Source organism: Deinococcus hopiensis KR-140, assembly GCF_900176165.1.
Taxonomy (GTDB): Bacteria; Deinococcota; Deinococci; order Deinococcales; family Deinococcaceae; genus Deinococcus; species Deinococcus hopiensis.
This window is the reverse complement of the sequence record NZ_FWWU01000008.1, coordinates 470713-487336: the sequence shown is the minus strand read 5'-3', so window position 1 is coordinate 487336 and position 16624 is coordinate 470713. Positions and strand designations below refer to the sequence as shown.

20 protein-coding genes are annotated in these 16624 nt (G+C 62.3%); 8 read left to right on the top strand and 12 right to left on the bottom strand.

Going from position 1 to position 16624, the window contains the following annotated elements:
• Positions 1-135 precede the first annotated feature (135 nt).
• Positions 136-489, top strand: coding sequence for a hypothetical protein (locus B9A95_RS12920; protein WP_139806759.1), 354 nt, complete (start codon positions 136-138; stop codon positions 487-489).
• A 203-nt stretch (positions 490-692) separates the two neighbouring features.
• Positions 693-1568, top strand: a complete 876-nt coding sequence (locus B9A95_RS12915; RefSeq protein WP_170928636.1) for a tetratricopeptide repeat protein — start codon at positions 693-695, stop codon at positions 1566-1568.
• Positions 1569-1671: 103 nt separating this feature from the next.
• On the opposite strand, the gene B9A95_RS34620 is transcribed toward B9A95_RS12915, so the two are convergent.
• Both B9A95_RS34620 and B9A95_RS12905 read right to left on the bottom strand, forming a co-directional pair.
• Complete coding sequence (locus tag B9A95_RS34620) at positions 1672-2004, bottom strand: transposase (protein WP_212648320.1); 333 nt, start codon at positions 2002-2004, stop codon at positions 1672-1674.
• Between the two features lie 1248 nt (positions 2005-3252).
• On the bottom strand, positions 3253-3552 hold the full coding sequence (locus B9A95_RS12905; RefSeq protein ID WP_084047664.1) for a hypothetical protein: 300 nt from the start codon (positions 3550-3552) through the stop codon (positions 3253-3255).
• 145 nt (positions 3553-3697) lie between these two features.
• Between B9A95_RS12905 and B9A95_RS12900 the strand changes: the two genes are divergently transcribed.
• A complete protein-coding gene (locus tag B9A95_RS12900) occupies positions 3698-5797 on the top strand; it encodes an RCC1 domain-containing protein (RefSeq protein WP_084047663.1) in 2100 nt (699 codons plus the stop codon).
• A gap of 296 nt (positions 5798-6093) precedes the next feature.
• Here the strand turns inward: B9A95_RS12900 and B9A95_RS12895 are convergent, their stop codons facing one another.
• The 8 genes from B9A95_RS12895 to B9A95_RS12860 form a co-directional block, all read right to left on the bottom strand.
• On the bottom strand, positions 6094-6336 hold the full coding sequence (locus B9A95_RS12895) for a hypothetical protein (RefSeq protein WP_084047662.1): 243 nt from the start codon (positions 6334-6336) through the stop codon (positions 6094-6096).
• A gap of 166 nt (positions 6337-6502) precedes the next feature.
• On the bottom strand, positions 6503-7228 hold the full coding sequence (bshB2, locus tag B9A95_RS12890) for a bacillithiol biosynthesis deacetylase BshB2 (protein WP_084047661.1): 726 nt from the start codon (positions 7226-7228) through the stop codon (positions 6503-6505).
• Positions 7229-7238: 10 nt separating this feature from the next.
• Positions 7239-7589, bottom strand: coding sequence for a YojF family protein (locus tag B9A95_RS12885; RefSeq protein WP_084047660.1), 351 nt, complete (start codon positions 7587-7589; stop codon positions 7239-7241).
• Between the two features lie 131 nt (positions 7590-7720).
• Complete coding sequence (locus tag B9A95_RS12880) at positions 7721-8506, bottom strand: hypothetical protein (RefSeq protein WP_084047659.1); 786 nt, start codon at positions 8504-8506, stop codon at positions 7721-7723.
• Positions 8507-8636: 130 nt separating this feature from the next.
• Positions 8637-9896, bottom strand: a complete 1260-nt coding sequence (locus B9A95_RS12875; RefSeq protein ID WP_084047658.1) for an RNA-guided endonuclease InsQ/TnpB family protein — start codon at positions 9894-9896, stop codon at positions 8637-8639.
• Positions 9889-10296 (bottom strand): IS200/IS605 family transposase, encoded by a 408-nt coding sequence (tnpA, locus tag B9A95_RS12870; protein WP_084047657.1) that lies wholly within the window; start codon positions 10294-10296, stop codon positions 9889-9891. Before tnpA ends, B9A95_RS12875 begins: the two co-directional genes overlap by 8 nt.
• A gap of 114 nt (positions 10297-10410) precedes the next feature.
• Positions 10411-10863 (bottom strand): DMP19 family protein, encoded by a 453-nt coding sequence (locus B9A95_RS12865; RefSeq protein WP_170928635.1) that lies wholly within the window; start codon positions 10861-10863, stop codon positions 10411-10413.
• Between the two features lie 113 nt (positions 10864-10976).
• Positions 10977-11351 carry a hypothetical protein gene (locus tag B9A95_RS12860; RefSeq protein ID WP_084047655.1) on the bottom strand — a complete coding sequence of 125 codons (375 nt, stop codon included), beginning with the start codon at positions 11349-11351 and terminating at the stop codon, positions 10977-10979.
• A 201-nt stretch (positions 11352-11552) separates the two neighbouring features.
• On the opposite strand from B9A95_RS12860, the gene B9A95_RS12855 reads away from it, so the two are divergent.
• Positions 11553-11933, top strand: a complete 381-nt coding sequence (locus tag B9A95_RS12855) for a hypothetical protein (protein ID WP_084047654.1) — start codon at positions 11553-11555, stop codon at positions 11931-11933.
• On the opposite strand, the gene B9A95_RS12850 is transcribed toward B9A95_RS12855, so the two are convergent.
• On the bottom strand, positions 11912-12205 hold the full coding sequence (locus tag B9A95_RS12850) for a hypothetical protein (RefSeq protein ID WP_084047653.1): 294 nt from the start codon (positions 12203-12205) through the stop codon (positions 11912-11914). The two genes, B9A95_RS12855 and B9A95_RS12850, sit on opposite strands and share 22 nt — an antisense overlap.
• A 160-nt stretch (positions 12206-12365) precedes the next feature.
• On the bottom strand, positions 12366-13622 hold the full coding sequence (locus tag B9A95_RS12845; RefSeq protein ID WP_084047652.1) for a hypothetical protein: 1257 nt from the start codon (positions 13620-13622) through the stop codon (positions 12366-12368).
• Positions 13623-13929: 307 nt separating this feature from the next.
• Between B9A95_RS12845 and B9A95_RS12840 the strand changes: the two genes are divergently transcribed.
• From B9A95_RS12840 to B9A95_RS33715, 4 genes are all read left to right on the top strand, one after another.
• Positions 13930-14946, top strand: a complete 1017-nt coding sequence (locus tag B9A95_RS12840; protein WP_170928634.1) for an AAA family ATPase — start codon at positions 13930-13932, stop codon at positions 14944-14946.
• Entirely contained in the window at positions 14936-15895 is a 960-nt protein-coding gene (locus B9A95_RS12835) for a ParB/RepB/Spo0J family partition protein (protein ID WP_170928633.1), read from the top strand. The genes B9A95_RS12840 and B9A95_RS12835 overlap by 11 nt, the downstream gene beginning before the upstream one ends.
• Positions 15896-16140: 245 nt before the next feature.
• Complete coding sequence (locus tag B9A95_RS34615; RefSeq protein ID WP_212648319.1) at positions 16141-16293, top strand: hypothetical protein; 153 nt, start codon at positions 16141-16143, stop codon at positions 16291-16293.
• Positions 16294-16324: 31 nt separating this feature from the next.
• Positions 16325-16555 (top strand): hypothetical protein, encoded by a 231-nt coding sequence (locus tag B9A95_RS33715; protein WP_170928632.1) that lies wholly within the window; start codon positions 16325-16327, stop codon positions 16553-16555.
• Positions 16556-16624 lie beyond the last annotated feature (69 nt).

Here is a 16624-nt window from a genome sequence, read left to right as displayed (position 1 = left end):
GGAGTCACACGGGCTCCACGGCGCTGCTGTCCTTTTGCATTCCGAAGTTGCTGTGGGGTGTCTTCCGCTGACCCATTGCTCTGCTGTGAGGACCGCACGGCGCGTTCCCAGGCTTCTTGCGGTGTGAGGGCCAGGTTGTTCGCCACCAGCTGGCTCAAGCTCCGTACCCGCTTCCGTCTGTGCGCCGGGGACCAGGGCCGCGATCAAGGCGTCGGCAGCGCTCTGGGCATCAGGACTGTTGTGGGCGTTTTGCAGGCACACCGCCAGGGCGTGGAGCATCAGGCGCATCAGTTTGAGGGCAGCGAGGCTTTGACCCACGTTGGATTCGTCCAGAACCGGATACAGGCCCATGGGACCGCGGTGGGAACTGTCCATCTCCCCAGGGGCCTGAGGCGCGTCCTTCAGCGCAGCGAGGTGGTCTTCGCGCTTCAGCCCCTCGCCTGGATCTGGGGGCGGTTCGCCGCTGCGCCGTTTCCGGTGTCAAAATAAAGGCCTCCCGATCATCTCTAAAGCGCGCCTCCAAGGGGGAGGCAGCCGCTGGGGACGGCATGCTCTACACTCGGCCCTGAGGCACCCATGGCGCAAGGCAGTGTGATTGCAACCCTCCCCGTGCGAGCACCCGGCCGTGAGGCGCGGCTGCGCCACGACCTGAACTTGAAAGGCACCCGCCGGTGACGTCCGAGGAACGGGCTTTGGAGCGCGCCACCGCCCTGCTGGAGCTCGGCCGTCCACACGAAGCGGCGGCGGAGTTGCATCAGGCTCTGGCGCAGAGTCCCGGTGACGCCCTGCTGTGGCGGCTCCTGTCTCAGGCCCACACCGATCTCGATCAGTACGGGCAGGCCCTGGAGGCCGCCCGGAAGGCGGTGGTCTGCGCGCCGGAGGACTACGCGTCGCACTACGCACTCGGCGTGGCCCTGTGGAACATGCAGGTGCGGGGGCGGCGGTACAACGGGCTCTTTGCTCCCGCGAGGCGGGCGAGCGCTCCTGTCATCGCCGCCCTGCGCGAGGCGTTGCGCCTGGAGCCAGGCGACCCGAGCGTCCACGCCACCCTAGGGCGAATGCTCCTGCTCGTCGGCGAGGAGAGAGAGGCCGAAGCCCTCTTTCAGGCGGCGCTGCACGTCCAGCCCAGGTATGTGGAGGGGCAACTCGGGCTGGCAACAGTGGCCCTGCGGCGCAAGCAGGCGCAAGAAGCGCACGACCTTGCCTCGCGCGTGCTGGAGGACGAACCCCTGCACACCGGCGCAATGCAGCTGCTGGCCCGCGCTTCCCTGATGCAGGGCGAGGCGAACGCTGCCTTCACCACGGCCTTCGCCGCTGTACGCCTCCGCCCGGCCGACCGCCAGGGGCGGGAGCAACTGGAAACCCTGATCGAGACGTACCTGCCTCGGCCCTTCGGAAAGCACTCCCCGGCGCTGCGCTTTCTGATCGTGCCGCCCGCCCTGCCAGCCGCCCTCATGGTGGCGGCATGGGTGTGGCTGCGGACCCTCTACCGCCTGCAGCGCCTGAGGCCTGGTGTCCGCGCACAAGTGGTGGCCGCGCGCCGCCGGATGGTTACCCGCGCGCCGTAGTCGGGCTGGGGCGCAAGGGAACCGGTCTCTGGCGCGCGTAGGCGACTGTCCAGGAACTTCACCCCCAGCGCTTTCGTTTCAGTTTCAGTGCGTCTGAAAAAGGTCAGGGTGGACCTTTGGCCAAACGGCGGACCATCAAGCGGATCCTCACCTCGTAGACAGGGTTCTCCGCTGTCTCCGGCAGCGCTTCATCGTCCCTGGCCATGCGCCTGGATTTCCAGGGCCAGGCAGAGGTCCGCTCCACGACCCGGCGCCGTTTCAGCACCACAAATCCCGCAGGCACCTCCACACGTCGTGGAGGTGCGTCTTTCGGTGCCCAGGTGCTCTGCTGTCCTGACCAGGGATGCTTCACGATCTCCAGCGTCCAGCCGAGAAACGTTCCCTGTTCTCCTGCCAATTTTCCGGTATATCCCGCATCCGCCCACAGGTGCTTCATTCGGGGAAAAACATTTGGTGCCCCCTCGCAGGAGGAGGACCGCGCCCGCGCGGGGGAAGGATGTCCGCTTCATGCACTTTGATCGCCATGACGAGTCAGGGCGTATCCACGAGCAGATCACGCTTCCGTCCATTGACCTTCTGACTGCCGTCGTCACCACATGGCCCCCCCGCCTCGGTGGTTATGACCAATTGGCTGTCAATCATTCCAGCACTTGGTGTCTCAGGGCGTCCTTCTCGCACTCGGACGACCTTCACGCAATTTGGTCTGCAACGCTTCCCACACGCCTTGCCGCCTCCACATCCTGTGCGCGTGGTCGGTTGTTTGCCAGGGGGAAAGATCGTGAGGCCGTCGCCCGCCAGGCCACGACCTCCGCGGAGGACGGAGAAGATGCTCTCCAGAATTTCTTGCAAAGACCACTTGCGCGGTCGACCCACAAGCGATTCAGGTGGGGTCAGCGGCTGGAGGACATTCCACCCGGCATCGGTGAGGTCGTTTGGGAGGTCACGCCCGCGTCATGCGCGCACCACCTCCGCCCTATCATCCCTCCTTCCTCTAATCAGGTAAAACCCGCTCCAGCACGTTTTTCAGTCGCACTTTAAGTACACCGTAGTTGATCTTTAGATCAACCGAGCGGAGTGAGAAGCGGAAAATGTGCAGCTCACCGGGAGTGGAGACTTTTCGGTGCCCTCCTGAAAAGTCGCAACGTGAGGTGCGGTGTACTTAGTGGGCAGGGAGAGCAGTGAACAGACGTACATCCAGAAGTTATGGGGTGTGCCAGGACTTGTTCTTCCTCTGCCCACACTCGCTGCATGGCTTCCAGGACGGCTTCAGGCACTTCCCGCCGGGGAATTTCTCCACTGGAACCTGGACTGGCTGGGTTTTGGATTGACCTTCCAGCATGACGGCGACGAAGTAGAGATCACACTCACCGATACAGTTGCAGCGGTCCGCGCGGCCAGGGTGTCCTGGAGGGCCTTGAGTGAAGCCATGTCGCGCTTCGCCGAGAAAGCACATCAGGCGGCGTGCGCCGCTCAGCCAGAATATGCACGACATCGGGTGATTCGAAGCTTCCTGGTCCATCCTGGGTCACAACAGCAATCTTCCTGAGGGGTCACCATAAGCAGGGGAGCCAATCGGCTTTCCTGCCTTCCATCTCGCCCTGCACCTACGACTTATAAGGGGTCGCAGACCAAGGAACGTGCATAGCAAACATCTTGCTTACAGGTACTGAATACGCTATCTCCCCTAGCGCTCGGCGAAGGCCCGCTGAGCACATTCCTCGCGCAGCTGCTCGCCCAGGCCATCGGTGGTCACGAAGCCGGGGTGGACGTCCTCCTCCCCGTCTGCGAAGCCGCCCAGCTCCAGGCTGTCGGTGGGCCAGCCGCCAGCGAGGAGGCGGACAGGCTTCATCAGATCCCAGCCAATGGCATTGACCTGGATCTGGACCGGTGCGCCGGGCAGCAGCTTGAGGGCCTCCTGCAGGACAACCCAGAGCGGCCCTTCGAGGGGCAGGCGGGCGGCGAGGGCGGTGTTCGCTTCGTTCATGGGTGCATGTTTGGTGACGACTCAGCAGCCGGGTGGGATGAGGTAAGGTGAGGGCATCTCGGACGTAACCTGCCGAACGCCTTCTTTCTAGATCCTGGTCCAGTCTGCCGGGGTTGGACCCCTCGCCTAGACTGCAGGAGACGTCATGCTGCTCGCCCCACGCTTGTTGTTGCTGCTTCCCACCCTGCTGCTGGCCGCCTGCGGCCAGCAGCAAAACCAGCTCACCTCGCCGGGTGCCACGGTCAATTCAGCTGACCCGCAGACGACGGGCAAGCTCTATGAGGTGTCGTTCCAACGCATTGGAGCAGCGGATTTCAACGTCACCGCACAGCGTCTCCCCACGCCCGAGTTGCAGGCCCAGCGCCTGGTGGACGGGCCCAGCGGCGCGAGTGACTTGACCTTTACCCAGCTCGGCGTCTCGACCTTCGTGGTCAATGCGGCCCAGACCCGCCATGTCCGGGCGACGTTCCGGGTCACCAACAACAGCGGCCAGGCCCTGAACGAACTTGTGTTCCTGCCGGTCATCTCCAGTGGCAGCAGCACGCCATTTACCAACCTGAAGTACTTCGACGGCAGCGACGCTTCCAGCAAAGCCGGAAGCTTGACGCCCACCCAGGGCAAGAGTCTCAAACCCTCGACCGGTCAGGCGGTGGTCGATGCCGACAGCAGCCCCTTCGTGACGAACCTGGACGTCAGCACGGTCATCACGCCGGGAATTCAGAATTACGGCTGGCAGGTAACGCCGAGCCTGGCGAATGGAGCGAGTACCAACGTGACCTTCGCGGTGGATCTGCCAATAGACCCGGCGGGCGCCGCCCACGACCCCTTCAGCTTCTCCTTGCGGTTTGCCGCGGCGGTCGAGACCACCCAACTCAGATCGGCCGTACAGCAGTACCACCGCGACACCCAGACGTTCGGCAACTACACCCAATTCCCCATGTCGAGCGGCAGCACGCCGCGCAGCCTACCAGCGTATTACGACATCCTGACCTCAACTTCGGCCGTGCTGTGTAGCGACAGCGGCGTGTCGCTGCAGGACATCTCCACCCTGGCGTTCCCCCACCGCTTCCGGGTGGAGGTCACGGCCAAGGGTGATCACACCCTGAGCGTCTACGACGGGACCAGCTGCCCGGTACCGGGCAGCGTCACGCCGTTGCTGACCCAGACCATCACCGGGATCAACCCATTCAATACCGCCATTGCAGGCGGCCTCTCTCACAGTCTGGCCGTCAAGGCCGATGGCACCGTGCGGGCGTGGGGCGGCAACGGCTTCGGGCAACTCGGCGACGGCACCACGACCGTCCGCTCCACACCCGTGCTGGTCAGTGGATTGACAGATGTGGTTGGCGTGGCGAGCGGCAGCAATCACAGCCTGGCCGTCAAAGCCGATGGCTCCGTGCGGACCTGGGGATACAACAACGTTGGGCAACTCGGCGACGGCACCCGGATCAGGAGCTCCTCGCCCGTGACCGTCAGCGGACTGACGGACGTGATCAGCGTGTCCGGTGGCTATCAGCACAGCCTGGCCCTCAAGGTCGACGGTACCGTGCAGGCCTGGGGCGATAACGCCGACGGCCAACTCGGCAACAGCACGGTGGCGTTTAGCTCCACGCCCGTGACCGTTAGCGGGCTGACGGACGTGGTCAGCGTGACCGGCGGCTTCTCTCATAGCCTGGCCCTCAAAGCCGACGGCACCGTGTGGGCCTGGGGCCGCAACGACTATGGGGAACTCGGCGACGGCACCCGGACCACCCGCTCCACACCCGTGACCGTTGGTGGATTGACGGATGTGGTCAGCGTGGTCGCTGCCAATCAGTTCAGTCTGGCCCTCAAGCCTGACGGCACCGTGCGGGCCTGGGGATCCAACAACGCTGGGCAACTCAGCGACGGCACCACGACCAAGAGCGTCAGCGGACTGGCGGGTGTGGTCAGCGTGGCTGGTGGGTACTCTCACAGTCTGGCCCTCAAGGCTGACGGCACCGTGCGGACCTGGGGCCTGAACAGCTCTGGGCAACTCGGCGACGGCACCACGACCGCCCGCTCCACGCCCGTGACCGTCAGTGGACTGACGGATGCGGTCAGCGTGGCAAGCGGCGGCAGTTACAGCCTGGCCGTCAAGACCGACGGCTCCGTGAGGACCTGGGGCCGCAACACTGAAGGGCAACTCGGCAACGGCACCATGACCAACAGTTCCATGCCCGTGCTGGTGAGCGGCTTGACCGGCGTGGCCCAACCCACGCCCTGAGACAGATGCTGACCATGAGACAGGTACGCCTCAGGAGCCGATATGACCGAATATCAGCCGCACAATGTTGAAATCGGCACCTTCCACTTCCCCGACGCTGCCCAGGGTAAGCGTCCTCTCCACGCCACCGACGCTCACCGCGCTGTCAAGGATGAGATTTGATGTCGCGCTGAGTATTTACCATGTTTGCTCTGCTTCGGCCCCGGCTGGTGTGTCCATTCTGTGCAGAAAACCGTTGTAAGGACGGAGAAGAACCTACCCTGAAGGGTAGGTAGAGATGGGGCGGGCGGCATGTCTTAGCCCCAGCTGACCTCCATGGACACCCCGCGCAGGTCCTGCGGCAGCCCACTCGCCCACGCAGCACAGGCAAGCTCGTGCGCCTCGTCCCAGCTGAGGCGGCCGGTCACGCCCGTAACTTTGAGCAGCTGGTTGGTCAGGTCGTGAGGGCCGCGGACCTGCACGCGGACGAAGCTGTTCTCCACGCCCCAGTGGACGAGGTCGAAGGAGCGGAGGGCAGGGGCAGTGAGCGCGTCGTTCATGACGTGATGTTGGCTCTGTTGCGGCTCCGGGTGGTGTGTCGTTTGTGTCCCGATTGTGTGTCCCAGATGGCAGAAAGCCCATCAGCGACACCTACTCTCCTCGTCTGCTCAAGGCGCGGTGAGCCACTGCAGGGCACGTATCCTCCAGCGCCCGCAGAACTTCCGGTCAAGCAGAGACTGGTGATTCTTGAGGTGGGCGTCGCACGCCGTTTGTATCCATGGGGTAGACCCACAACTTGGCGGCCATCTTGCTCCTCGCCTCCTCTACCTGAGCTCGGAACCCCTCATCTTCCGCCATCCGTCGCTCGGTTTCGGCCATCATTGCGGCAGTCTGCGTGCGGTGTGCTCGTAGGGCCGCGCGTAAAGTCTCTCCATACGCCGCTGTGGGAATCACTTCATCCGGTTCACCCAACGCAGCCAAGGCAGCTTCGCTAAATACGGTGCCGAGAAGGAGGGGGCGTTGATCGGCGGGAAGACCCCCAATCGCCAAGACGACCGCGCGGGACATGGCGTCATGGTCAGGGTGGTAGCCGTGTTCCGGATAGTACGTGTACACCCGCGACGGTCTCAGCTCAAGGAGTGCCTCTGCGACGGGCCGGGCGAGATCTTCCAGGGCCTCAAATTCGAGCATGCGGTCCCGAAAACCCAGCAGGCGCACATCTCGGATGCCCAGGATCGAGCAGGCCTCCCGGAGTTCAGCTTCCCGGATTTCAGGCAAGGTTTCTCGGGTGGCAACAATAGGATGCCCCATGTTGCGTCCCGCTTCTCCCCGTGTTGCACACAAGTAGGTGAGAGGCGTGCCTTCTGCGGCGTGACGCGCCAGAAGCCCGCCTAGAGCGAAAGTCTCGTCGTCGGGATGAGGGAAGACCACCAGGATGGGTTGATCCGGCATATCGAGACCTCTAGGAGTGGAACGGCATGAAACTCAGTTGCAGCCCGACCAGGAGTGCTCCAGCGTCGTCATGGCCTGCCAGTAGAAGGCGGTCCTGATCATCACACTGCCAGTCAGTCAGGCCCTCGGCGTACACCCAGCCGTCTGGCAACTTGAGACCAACCCGGTAAGGTCCGTTGCCAGTGAGGGTCCCCCGTTCGTAGCAGACGGGGACGTTGCGTACAAATGCCGCCACAGTAGGCATTTTTTTGTCCTGCAATCCCGCATAGGCCCCGGTACTGGTTTCCAGATGGAGGTACAAGTGAGTGCCCGTTCGGCGGGACAACTCGGCTTGTACAGCGTCTCGGTCAATGGCTTCCATGCGTCCTCCTGATGGCCAGCGAATACGCCAGTGTACGACGCTCCATAGCACCTGCTTAAAAGTGTCGTCGCTGAAAAGATTTAGGATGACCGACTGCTATGAGAGCTCCACCTCTCCCTTGCTTATGCGGCCTACCTGCCCCGCGCCCAGGCCTTGATCTTCAAGCTGTCCACCCGGGCTGCGTCGTAGTCACGGTCCTTTTCCGGATCCGGCGTGCCGGCACGGCGCAGCTTCTGAGCAGCGCCGCGGATGGCGGTCACGACGTCGAACAGACGGTCCCAGGCTTTGTTCGCCGCATCGACGTCGCCGCGTAGGGCTGCGGCCTCGACCTCGGCCTGCAGGGCGAGACGCTCGGCCACCTTCATGCCGTAAGTGTTGCGCTCGGTGCGAGCCTTCACCATGTAGCGGTGGCGGGCCGCCAGGGCGTCCAGCGTGGCCACGTCGGCTCCTTCGGCGCGCAGGGCCTCCCCGACGAGGGCCCAGGCCTCCGCAGGCAGATGCTGAGGCGCGGCCACGCCCTTCTTCTTGGCGGCCACAGGCTCCAGAGCGGGCGACGTGACCTCCTTCGGGTCCGTGGAGGCCTGAGCCACAGGAGGGGCCACGTCGTCGGCCGTAGAGGCGGCAACGGGCGTCACGACCGGAGCGTCGGACACCTCAACATCGGTAGGGGTCGCTTCGACGACTGGCGCAGCCTTGGCAGTCGGGGTCTCGGCGGCGGGCAGCAGGTCGCGCACTTCGGATTCCAGGCGCAGGATCTTCTTACGGCGGGCGCTGTGGGCAGCGTTGCCTCCCTGGCCCTGATCGAGATGCTCGTCCATGATCACGAGCAGCTGGCGGGCCTCGTCGAAGCGGCCAGCGTCGACCGCGACGCGGGCTTCCAGGGCGGAGGCGAGGGCGGTCATCAGGGCTTCGTTCATGGGTCGCATGTTTGCTCTGTTCCAAGCGTGCGTGGTGTGTCCATTGTGTCTGGAAAATGTGTGGCTGGGAGAGAGAAAACCGCCCCAAAAGGAGTAGTGGATGGGGAGATTACGCTGAGTCTCCCCATGCCTAAAGGCAGGGGGTTCTTGGCGTGTTAAGCGCCAAGTGACGCGAGAATTGCGGGCGATACCGCACGCCTCTGACGGGGGGACTCATGACCCCAACTACTGGTCTCCCGAAGGTTCCCAGATACTTTGCCCTGATATTCATCGACCCCACGGCGTCCCGGTCGCACACAAACCCACATTTGCATGCGTACAAGCGGCCACTCGGCTTCTTGCGATTCGTGCAGGCGGGGCAGGTTTGCGAGGTGTACGCCTCATCCATCAGCGTGACCTGCATTCCCAACCGCTCGGCCTTGTACGTGATCATCTGGCGAAACTTGCCGAACGACCAGTTGTGCAGAGGCTGGTTGGCTTTGGGCCCGTACTGCATGGACTTGCGGATGTCTCTGATGTCGCCGATGACGACTGTCTGCACGCCCTGGTTGTGCAGCGTGGAGACCAGGTGACTGCTTTGCTTGTGCTGAATATCCCGAATCTGGTGGTCGATCTGGCGGGTGACACGCCGCTTGGCACGGATGAGCTTCTTCCGACGACGACTGCTCGGCTGCTTGCCATTCCCCTTCCGGGTCCTGGCAATCTTGGCATCCAACTTGGCGATCACCTTGGCCCGGTAGCGAGACTTGCTCTTGACGAGCCGCCCCGAGTAGATGGTGGCTTTCTCGCCGTCGTACACGGTGGCGGTCCGGAGTTCGCCCTGATCAATGGCTGCCACGCCGTCTCCCAAAGCCTGGATCGCGCCGACCTCGTACACGGCCCGCAGCTCGTAGCCCCCCGTCTTTTTCCAGCCGATCTCCACCATCGTGGGGAGATCATGCACCCAGGGAACGACGAGGTTCTCTACGCCCTTCCCGGTGGAAAGAGTGAGGTAGCCGTCCTTGAGGCGAATCCCCGACGACTTCCAGGTGATCTTGTAGAACCACTTGCGTCTCCGGGGGTATTTGGCGTCCTTGCAGCCCTGCTTTTTGCGCTCGTTCGCGCTCTTGATCGAGGCGTAGAAGTTGCCCACGACGGCGTCACAGGTATGGGAGTGCAGCAACTTGTCGGGATCGCTGGGAAGCAGTTTCTCCATCCCATACGGAGAGAGGAAGACAGGCGTGCGGCCATTCTTACCCGTCCCCGTCTTGCGGAGGATTCGCCAGTAGGCAACGAGGGTCTGTGTATAGAGCTGCCCCGCCGCATGAGACAGTTTGTCCAGCAGGTCGCTCTTCGGCAGAGCAACCTTGCGGACAAAGCGCTGCACGTTGCGGCGGGGCTTCTTAGACATTTTTCTGGCTCTCCACGTACTGCTTGACGATCTCCAGGGGAGCGCCGCCCACGGTGGCGCAGAAGTAACTGTTCGTCCACAAGGTAGGCAGGCGAGACTTGAGCCAGCCGAACTCGGTACGAAGCAGGCGACTACTCCGGCCCTTGGCGAGCTTTATGAAGCGGTGAATCCCGAATTGGGGATCAACCTGCACGAGCAGGTGAACGTGATCCGGCATGACTTCCAGCGCCATGAGGTCGCAACCGGACTCCACAGCGAGTTCGGCCAGAATAGTTTTCAGCCGTTCATCTACTCCTTCCACCAAGACCGGACGTCGGTACTTGGGCGTCCAGACAACGTGATAGATACAGCGGTAGACCACGTTGGAGCTGGACTTGTAAAGGACGCGGAACTCATTCACACACCAAGTATATGGAGGGTAGGAAAATAATTCAACAACAAGGGACTCAGGCCCCCTTCGGGGGCGAACCGCTCACCCCATACCTGAAGGAAGGGGCTTGCGCGGTCCCTTCGGTCAGTTCCAGACGAGGAGGTACCTGTGGAAGACATCCGCGAACCCGTCGCTGAGGGCGAAGAACGCGTCGTCCAGGGGATCGAGCTGGTCGTGAGCCTCGTCGGACAGGTAGGGCGTGCCGTCGTCGGCTTCTCTGACCGCGAGGGCACGGTCCACGAGGGCCTGGACCTCCTGCACGCGGGGGTAGAGGGGCAGCATCCGCGCCAGCTGCAGGGTGAGGGCATCCTGCTCGGCGTACCCGTTGTTGATCCACTGCGCGAAGCCCCCGTTGCACACCTGCGAGTACAGGCCCTGCACGGCCAGCAGGTGGCGGTCGCGCTGCGACTTTGCGTCGAACCACGCGACGTACTCGCGGCGGTTCGGGTACCCGGCGAGGACCTGACCGAGCAGGACGTCAAACCGCTGCTCGGCGATGAGGAGAACAGTGGTAGGGGCGGTGTGCGCTTCGTTCATGAGTCGCATGTTTGCTCTGTTTGCGGCCGGGCTGGTGTGTCGTTTCTGTTCGGTTTGTGTAGCGCTGGGACAACAAAAACCGCCTCCGTAGGGACGACCAGGGGCAGGGAAGATCAGTTGAGTTCAGGCGCGCGGTTGGCGGTGTGGGCGATGACTTCCAGCAATTCGGGGGCGACGCTCTCGTTATCCAGGGCGGCGCTGCGGACCCGGGCGCCGAGGAACGTGCGGGGCAGCGCGCGGCCCTGGGAAAGCAGTGCCTCCGCTCGGCAGTGGTTGTCGACTGCGTAGCAGATCAACTTGGGCGTGTAGTGCGTCTCGTAGGAGAGTTCGGCCAGCAGGCTGTGCGTGGTTGAGTACGCGGCCTTGACCTCCCGGTACAGCCGCTTGGAGGCGCCGGATGGGGCCAGGCGGGCGGCCTGGGGCTGCACCATGCCAGGGCGGGTGGCGCGGACAAGGGCTTCATGGCGCTCGGTCTGGATGTCGTTCATAGGCCGCATGTTTGCTCTGTTCCCGGCCCGGCTGGAATGCGCAAGACGTGCGAAAAGTGTGTGGTCGTGGGAAGGAAAAACCGCTTCCCGGAGAGCGGTCAAGTGCCGAGATTTGCTCTGGCGAGTTCGAACCCGCGAGGTCGATGACGATGCCCACGGTCTTGCAAGGTCTCTGTCAGGGCAGGCTTTTAGGATTGAAGTGTGCAGCGATTTACCTTCACTCTGCTTGTGCCGCTTCTGTTCTCGGTCTGTCAGGCTCAGGCAGCCGACGCTGCAGCCCAGAAGGGCATTGATGCCCACGCGCTCAAGTTCTCCGGACGACACTGTGCGGGGAACTTCCAGGTGAAGTCGGAGGGCAAAGGTTCAGCTGCCTCCTTCAAGCTCAATATTCGAGCCATGAACGCAGCAGCCAAAGCGGCAACCGATGAGGTCGCAAAGACCCAACCTGCCGCCCACTATCAGTCAAGTTTCAACGACAAAGATTTATTCCGTGCGGTTGCCTCAGGTCCCAAAGGCGCCCGCTTCATGATGATGTACTGGAAAGCAGGGCAAGCCTACTTCTACGCGTGCGATCTCCGGTAGACACAAAACTGCCCGCGTAGGGGCAGAGAGGTGCTGAGACTCGCGCTGGCGAGTTCGAACCCCGCGAGGTCGGTGACGAGGCTCACGGCCTTGCCGTGCAGCTCGGTGGCCAGAGCGCGGGCTTTGCGGCCGTGCTTGGAGTCCGGAAGGCAGGCGGCGAAGGAGACAGCCACCGCAGCGCGCCGGGCGTTTCCCTCCAAGTCCTGCCGGAGCAGCTCGACGTCGTCCGGACAGCCCCCTTTCAGTTCACGTGTCCTGAAACGTTCAGCCACCTTCCCAGGAGGCTGGGAGCGTTCCTGTGCTTTCGGCGGATTGAACGTCGCCGAGGGGGATAGATATGACGCGAGCGGCTCGTGTGTGGCGCGTGGTGGTGCTGTTCGGGGTGCTGGGGCTGGCGGTACTGGGGCAGGTGCAGGGGGTGGAAGCGTCGCCCTAATCGACGCGCTCATACCCAAGGATGTGACTTACGCTTACAGAGACAGGACGGCTGTACCCAGGGACTTCAATATCTATGCCGTCACTCGTCACGGAGGCCACACGGAAAGTGCTGCCTGTCTTACGGGAACGGACCAGGTCTCCCTCATGCAAGACCCTGAGCAGCTCACGGGCATCATCCTTCTCCACCACCTGCGGTGAGACGCGGCCGGGTAAGGAGAGCGAAGAGCCGATCTCAACGTCCAGTGCCCGGATGAGGTACGTGCGGAACACCAGTGTCTCCTGGGCGTGGGCTTCATCGACGATCGCCTGGATGCGACTCTCCGGGATCTTCAGCCACTGCCTTCGGTCCACGCCACTCGCCGGTACTTCGAGCAAGAGATTGGCCAGGCTGAGGTTGCCACCGAGGTACCGCTCCAGCAATGCTCGCGCGCCCCGCGGAACATCCTGCTCGTTTGGGACTGGAGAATGACTCAACACCCTATCGCTGAAGCGACCACCCGAGACGTCAGTTCCGTCCAAAGTTTTTTCCTCTTGCTGAAAGGAGGAGGAGAGGCCTCTGTGCTCCTCCTGTGGTTTAAAACCTGTAGAGGAAACCTGTGGTTTGAAACCTGTGGTATTGCTGGCGCTTTTTGACGGGGTCGATGCCGCAGAAGTGCGGAATTGATCTTGCGCAAGTGCGGGGTCGACCCCGTCAATCTGCGGAATGGAGTCCGCAGAAGTGCGGCTTGCACTCCGCAGATCTGCGGAGTCGACTCCGTCAATCTGCGGAATGGAGTCCGTCATTTCGGCGGGGTCGTCTACAACGGCGTCTTCACCCTCTTCCCTGCTCGCGGCCCAGGCGTTGATGGCTTTCTGCACTGCGGCTGCCACAAACAGGTACTGCGGCTTCCGGTCCCACTTGCGCAGAGGATTACTGCGCCGCCGAAGAAATCCTTTGCCCTCCAGCAAGGTGAGGGCGCGGGTCACTGGCTTCTCGCTGTATTCGTTCATGAGCTCGCGGCGCAGCTCCTCGTTGCTCATGTATACCCACAGCCCTTCGTCCTGATCGGGGTGTTCTCCGCCCGACCGTGCGATGGCATTGGCATACCGGGCCTGAGAGCGGTGGTCGAGCTTGGTGTTGTGCCAGCGTTCAAACACGTTGAGGAGACGAGCGGCGCAGTAGTCGCCGTCCGCTATGGCCAGGTAGTCCTCCCGCAGAAGGTTCATCCTGGTCCGAGGGGGATGCATGATGCTGCTTGTTTTGACGCTCATGGCGAAATGGCGTCCTCGGCGCCGTTCCGATCTCGGCGTTCATTGACGCCCTGAAAGTCCTGAGCTAAACTTCCGGTAACCAAAGCCTGCCAGCTTTCCGATTCTGCCCCGGATGTCCGGGGCGGTTTCGTTTACCTTGTTTGCCCGTCGTGTGGGTTGAAATCATGCATGTCCAGGGGGAGGGGGGCCGGTGACGATCCCCCACACCGTGAGATGAGCACGATGAGCCTAGCGTACATCATCAAGGGTAGTTTGACAAATCGGACAGGTCTTTGTGATTACGTGGCGCAAATGTCATCATGTACAGGTGGAAATTGAGGTCGGAAAGATCTATACGCTTCGCGAACTGGCGGGGGGCTTCAACGTCAGTGAACGCACCCTGACACGCAAACTGGAGGTGGGTGAACTCCGCGGGTACCGGGTGGGGAATCAGTGGCGTGTGCGCGGCAGGGACTGGCTGGAGTACACCGGTGCCTTGACTGGTCCCCGTGTCTTTGTTGTCGCCAATGCGAAGGGAGGCGCAGGCAAATCGACCTTCGCCACGAACCTCGCCGTGTTGAGGGCCGGCGAGGGCAAACGCGTTCTGCTCCTCGACCTTGATCCCCAAGGTCATCTGGCCACCCTTCTGAATATGCCCGTGGACCCAGACCGGACGACCGTGCAACTCCTCAACGAAGAGTTACGTCTCCCCCGAACTGCTCCAGGGCACCGAGACAGATGGCATACCCTCTGGACAGACCTGCTTCAACGTGTCCCCGGTGCCGACGAACACGAAGCCCTGTCCAGACTGCTGCTTGTGCCCGCACACAATGACCTCGCGGATCTTGAACGCGCCAACTTTCACCGCACCAAACCCACCGAGTATGCCCTTCGTGAGGCCCTGGAAGCACTGGTGGGTCTGGGCGTAGAGATCGATGAAATTTGGATCGATACACCGCCCAATCTCGGGCCGCTCACCCGCAATGCCCTCATGGCTGCCCATTACGTCGTTTCGCCCTTTGCAAAGTCTGATCTGGGCCTCGACGGCCTGGAACGCCTGATGGTCCTTGTAGAACAGTATCTGGAGTTCAACCCCTACCTGCACGTTGCAGGACTGGTCATGAATTACGGCAACCCGCGAACCATCATGCACAACGAGATTCGTGAGACCATCAAAGGCAGAACTTCCCTGGCGCCGTTCCTGCTTGAGTCCTACGTGAGCGAGGCGGAACGCTTCAACCAGGCGCCCCGCCTGGGCGTTCCTCTGGTCCTCGCTGAACCCAACAGCAGCAGCGCGCAGGAACTCCGCCGCGTCCTCCAGGAGGTCGAGGCCCGTGTCCAGTAAGCGTGGAAAGCTCGCGGAGCGCCGGGTTAATGTCGGCCAGTCATCTACGCCCATCACCGTCGAGACGTCTCACCTCGAACGGGTTCCGGCAACCGTTCTCGATACTCCTGAGGATGTCGTCGCCTTCTGGATTCCCGTCGGCGATGTTCGTCCGAGTCCATTCCAGTACCGGTATCACGTGGACGAGGCGCGACTTCAAGGACTCGCGCAGAGCATCGCTTCGCAGGAGCTTTACCAGCCGATCACTGTACGGCCTGTTCAAACTGGGACGTATGAGGTTGTCCTTGGACACCGCCGACTTGAAGCGTTTAAACGGTTGGGACGAGACGCCATTCCTGCGATTATTCGCGAGTATGACGACGCTCAAGCGGTGCGGGCTCTCCTCGATGAAAACCTGAAGCGCGCAGACGTCAACCTGTTCGAGCAGACGGAAGGGGTCATCCGTTTGTTGTCCCTGGAGCTCTCCCTTCAAGGCGAAGGCGTTTCCACCGTAAGGCGCCTGATGGAAGAGATGCGTGGAATCAAACGCTCAGGCCAGGACCTGAAAGACCCTCAACATCTCAAAGCGGGAAAAATCGTCGAAGAGGTAACGGGAATGTCGTGGGAGTCATTCCTGATCAACCGCCTCTCCGTGTACCGGCTCTCCTCCGCTTTACAAGAGAAAGTCAGGCAGGGCATGCCTTACTCCCTGGCTGTGGCTGTGGGAAGGCTTGATCCAGCATTGCAAGCCAAAGCGCTCGCATTCGTCCAGCTCGCCGACGGCTGGCGTTCCCGTGAGGAGTTCAAAATCTGGCTCCAGAAACAAAAAAGCAAAACGCAGGTTCCCCCTCAGGTCGATCATGCCCGGTTTAAAAAAGTTCTCCGCCGACTCGAGCAGAAGGAATTCGAGCCCACACAGGCAGCACGCATCGCAGCAATGCTCGACGAATTGGAGGAACTCTCAAAGTAGAAGCTTTGGAATACCGGTATTCCAATAGGCGGAGATAGGTCCTGAGGAGTGGACCAACGGGTTCTTCTCCCCCTTGGCGCAAGGCGCTCACCCTCCTCAAAAAGCATCTTATATGTCAACGGAATACTGGACTTACGATGGAGGGATGGGCGCTGTGTCCTGACGGGCACGATAGATTGCCCCTCGCGGACGACCTCGGTTGCCACGAGGAGGCAAGGGCGGAGGCATGGGAGGCATGGCGCACCGTGCTGGAATTGGAAGGGCAGGACATCGGGGACGCCGAGTACTGGCTCGACGTCGAGTTCACCCTGCCCGGAGTGAGGACAGGCGGGACGCTTCGAACAGGCTGGGATCTGCGTGCCTTCCTGCCCTCGTCACGTGATACTGCCCCACAATGAACCCCACCGAGCGCGCCACCTACCAGGAGCATTGGCGCGACCTCTGCCCTCTCCTGGGCGAACCCACCCCAGGAGTGACCTTACCGGCGACGATTACGCTTTCGAGAAGCCCGTGAAAAAGGCCGGCACGGGTGAGATGGGCTTCGCGGACGTCTTCAAGAGGGAGCACTTCATCTTGGAGCAAAAGGCCCAGGGCAAGAGCCTTGGCAAGGCCCTGCAGCAGGCTTTCCTGTACGCCCGTGAACTCGGCAACCCCTCCTGATCGTCTCGGACCTGAGCACGGTCGAGATCCGCACGAACTTCACGGGCAGCAACCCTCGATCCATCCGCA